This window comes from Streptomyces anatolicus, from assembly GCF_019400875.1.
Taxonomy (GTDB): Bacteria; Actinomycetota; Actinomycetes; order Streptomycetales; family Streptomycetaceae; genus Streptomyces; species Streptomyces anatolicus.
In genome coordinates, this window is sequence record NZ_WMBF01000590.1 from 1 (window position 1) to 3475 (window position 3475).

A 3475-nucleotide genomic window follows, 5' to 3' on the forward strand; every position below is an offset into this window, starting at 1 on the left:
CCCCGAACCACCGGGCGCCGCGCGCCCGAGCCGCCTACCCCGGCGCCCCCCGCCCCCGGAACCGGCGGCGCTCCCCCGGCTCGTCCGTGCGCGGGGGCGAGTCCGCGAGGCTGATCACCGGGTCCTCGCCGCCCGCCGGGCCCTCGCGGCCCGCTACCACCGGCTTCGCCGCGCGTGCCGCCTTCGCCCGGTACTGGGCCGCGTCCGCGAGGCGGAAGAGGCGGCGGGCGGAGCGGACCGGGCCGATCGGGTCGCCGGTGGAGGCGACTCCGCAGGCGACGCCGTCACCGTGCTCCAACTCGGCTGCCCGCAGGCACAGTTCATCGGCGACCCGCACCACCTCGTCCGCGGTCGGCCCCACGGAGAGCAGACAGAACTCGTCGCCGCCGAGCCGCGCCGCCAGCGCGCCCGGCAGCATCGCCCCGCAGAGCGAGAGGATCGAGCCGAAGCGTTCGAGGAGGCGGTCGCCCACGGCGTGGCCCCGGGTGTCGTTGACCCGCTTGAGTCCGTTCACGTCACAGACGACCAGGCTCACCACGGCCCCCACGGCGCGGTGCCGCTCCACCGCCTCGTCCAGGCGCAGATCCACCGCGCGCCGGTTGGCGAGCCCCGTCAGCGCGTCCGTGAAGGCGAGGCGGCGCGCCTCCTCAAGGCGCTCGGTCTGGGCGATCCCGGCCGCGGCCACCGCCGCGAGCACCGTGGCGAAGTCGGCGTCGGAGCGGCCGAAGACGGGCGCGCCCACCGGCCGCGCCACATACAGCTCGCCCCACGCCCGCCCGTGCAGCACGATCGGCGCCACCACACAGCAGCCCCGGCCGCGCCGGCGCAACGCCGTGACGCGCTGGTGGCAGTAGCCCGCGGAGCGGCCGCCCCGGGGCCCCTCGGCCGTCTCGACCCATGCGTTCGGCTCCCCGCCGCCGACCCAGCGCTCGTGCAGGAACTCGGTGATCTCCGGGAACTGATGGACGGGGTACGCCTCCCCTTCGGGGAACTCCTCCTCGCCCTCGGCCCGTTCGCCCGCGTTCACGAGCACCCGCAGCCGGCCCAGGTCCCGCTCCCACACGGAGAGCGCGGCGAAGTTGCCGCTCAGCCCGCGGCAGGCGCCGAGGGCGGCGGCCCGCCAGGACTCACGCGGAGTCCGCGCGGCGGCCATTCCCCGCGCAAGCTCCACCACGGCCCGCAGCCGGACATCCTCACCCATCACTCCAGGCTATGACGTTTACGGCAATGTGGAACTTCGGGACATAACTCTGCGTGCTCCCCGCTGTCCGCACCCGGTACGCCCTACTCCCCGGGCCACTGCGGCTTCCGCTTCTCGTTGAACGCCGCGACGCCCTCCGCCCGGTCGCCCGAGAACGCCACCGCACGCCACGCCGCGTCCTCCACCTCGAGACCGGCCCGCAGGTCGAGGCCGTGCCCCAGGCGCAGCGCACGCTTGGCGGCGCGCAGCCCGACCGGCGAGTTGGCGGCCATACGGGCGCCGAGCGCGAGCGCCTCCGTACGCGCCTCGCCCTCCCCCACAAGCACGTCGACGAGGCCCAACTCCCTTGCCTCGGCCGCCTCCACGCGCCGCGCCGAGAAGATCAGCTCGGCGGCGCGGGCGGCCCCGACGCGGCGCGGCAGGAGCTGCGTGCCGCCGCCGCCCGGGATGACGCCGACGGACACCTCGGGCAGCCCGACGACCGCGCTCGGGTCGGCGACGATCACGTCACAGGAGAGCGCGAGCTCGAACCCGCCCCCGAGCGCGAAGCCGTGCACGGCGGCGACAGTGGGCAGGGGCAGCTCAAGGACGCCGGTGTAGCAGGCGCGGGAGGCAGGGCGCTGGCGGAGCAACTCGGCGTCGCTGAGGGAGTTGCGCTCCTTGAGGTCGGCGCCCACGCAGAACGCCCGCTCGTGGGTCGAGGTCACAACGACGACCCGGGCGTCGAGGTCCTCGGAGAGGGCGGCGCAGGCGGCGGCGATGGAGCGGGCCATCTCCAGGGAGACGGCGTTCATCGCCTTCGGGCGGTCCAGGACGAGTTCGACGACATGGCCGTGCCGCCTGACCGCCACGTACTCCCCGTACCGCTGCTCGTCACCCATGACCGACGCCTCCTCCGGTTAACGACCGTTACCCGGCCGATCATGTCAGCCGGGCCCGGCGCCGGGAAGAGGCGTCACGGGGTGGGGCGTGCCCGTGGGGCCCGAAGCGTCACGGTGTGCGGCGGGCGAGGAGCCAGGGCTCGACGACGCCGAGGCCGCGTACGGGCCGCTGCCACATCGGCTGGAGCGCGAAGCGGTACGAGGGCGGCTCCTCGCCCTCCTTCTCGGCCGCGGCGGCGGCCTCCGCCGCCTGCGCCTCGGAGGCGGGCGCGTCGCCGGTCCGCATCAGCTCCTCGGCGAACGCGCCGTCCACCAGGACGGCGTCCCGGGGCGCTATCGACGTCAAGCGGCTCGCGAGGTTCACCGTCGTACCGAAGACGTCGCCCATGCGCGTCGTCACGGTCCCGAAGGCGATCCCGACGCGCAGCTCCGGCATGGTCTCGTCGTTGGCCATGGTCTCGATGAGCCGCAGCGAGATCTCCGCGGCGACGCCCGCGTCGTCGGCGGCGTACAGGACCTCGTCGCCGAGCGTCTTGATGAGCCGTCCGCCGTGCGCGGCGACGAGGTCGGCGGCGGTGGTCTCGAAGGCCTCGACGAGTTCGCCCAGTTCCTCCTCCTCCATGCGCCGGGTCAGCCGGGTGAAGCCGACGAGGTCGGCGAAGCCGACGGCCAGCCTGCGGTCGACCATCTCCTCGTCGTCGGCGGCCTGTACGACGCGGCCCGTCGCGGCGGCGAGCTGGCGGCGCCAGACGTAGACCAGGAACTCCTCAAGCTCGGGCAGGAGCAGTTCGATCAGGGGGTACGTGACCTCGGTACGGGTCATGCCCGGCTCGGGCGGTTCGGTCAGCCCCTCCAGGAAGGAGTCGATCTGCCACTCGGCCAGCCGGGCGGTGGTCTGCCCGGTCGACCGGGCCACCTGCACCGCCATGGCCTCACTGAGCAGGCCCGCCTCCACGAGACCGGCCAGGCGCCGCAGCGCGAGCACGTCGGCCTCCGTCAGCGCCTTCGCCTGGCCGATGTCGGGGAAGCCCATGGCTCGCCAGAAGCGGGAGGCCAGCTCCATCGAGACGCCGGCGCTGCGGGCCGCCTGGAAGGGGGTGTAGCGGCGGTCCGCGCCGAGGATGAGCTGTTCCAGCTGGAGGGCGAGGGGGTTCTTCGCGGACTCGCCGTCCGCCTTCTCGTCCTCTACTTCGGGGATCGCGGAGGCGTCCGTCCCGGCCTCGGGACCGCGCTGTGCGCCCGCGCCGGAGCCCGTGTCATCGACGGTCACGCCTGCTGCCCTTCCGATCTGCCGCGGTCAGGTATCGACCGGCGCCAACTTTACGGCAGGTGTGCCGCAGCTCACTCCCGACTCCCCGGGAGTCGGTGCGGGGCCCGGCGGGGGGCTTGCGGG

At 74.5% G+C, this 3475-nt stretch carries 3 protein-coding genes; all 3 read right to left on the bottom strand.

Features of this window, described 5'->3' with window-relative positions; all coding sequences use genetic code 11:
• Positions 1–34 precede the first annotated feature (34 nt).
• The gene (locus GKQ77_RS30010) at positions 35–1201 is read right to left on the bottom strand and encodes a GGDEF domain-containing protein (RefSeq protein ID WP_219692266.1); all 1167 of its coding nucleotides are present in this window, start codon (positions 1199–1201) and stop codon (positions 35–37) included.
• Between the two features lie 83 nt (positions 1202–1284).
• On the bottom strand, positions 1285–2082 hold the full coding sequence (locus GKQ77_RS30015) for an enoyl-CoA hydratase/isomerase family protein (RefSeq protein WP_219692267.1): 798 nt from the start codon (positions 2080–2082) through the stop codon (positions 1285–1287).
• A 109-nt stretch (positions 2083–2191) separates the two neighbouring features.
• Positions 2192–3352 (bottom strand): adenylate/guanylate cyclase domain-containing protein, encoded by a 1161-nt coding sequence (locus GKQ77_RS30020; RefSeq protein ID WP_372460024.1) that lies wholly within the window; start codon positions 3350–3352, stop codon positions 2192–2194.
• Positions 3353–3475: the final 123 nt, after the last annotated feature.